The sequence below is a fragment of the Mesorhizobium sp. M7A.F.Ca.CA.004.12.1.1 genome (assembly GCF_003997835.1).
Lineage (GTDB): Bacteria > Pseudomonadota > Alphaproteobacteria > Rhizobiales > Rhizobiaceae > Mesorhizobium.
Genome location: NZ_RZRK01001547.1, coordinates 1 through 390, shown reverse-complemented (window position 1 = coordinate 390; position 390 = coordinate 1). Strand labels below are relative to the sequence as shown.

At 63.6% G+C, this 390-nt stretch carries 1 pseudogene; it reads left to right on the top strand.

From position 1 onward, the window contains the following. Positions 1 to 348 (top strand): annotated as a pseudogene (locus EN984_RS39315) (hypothetical protein); the annotation flags it as partial. Positions 349 to 390: the final 42 nt, after the last annotated feature.

The following is a 390-nucleotide window of genomic DNA, read 5'->3' as shown; positions in this document are numbered from 1 at the left end:
GAAAAGCACAATCCCGCCGATGACGGCACGTCCATCGATCCGATCGTTGCCGTGTTCCTGATCCTGTGGGCGACGATGTTTTTCGGCGGGTTGGCGATGGCGTTCCTGCCGCCGATGTTGGGCACGAAGCTGTCGCCGGGCGTGTACAGATGGCTGGGCATGACGTTTCGTTACGGCCGTGGGCCGAGCGGGTACTCGGGCAGCAGTGGCTGGACAACGGGTTCGTCTTCGGGCGGCTGGTCGTCGGGGAGCTCCGGTGGTGGCTGGTCTTCGGGATCAAGCGGCGGTGGCGGGTTTTCCGGTGGCGGCGGCTCATCGGGTGGTGGCGGTTCTTCAGGAAGCTGGTGAGACATATCATGGCAACACGACCAATCAGCCCGCAGGATCATG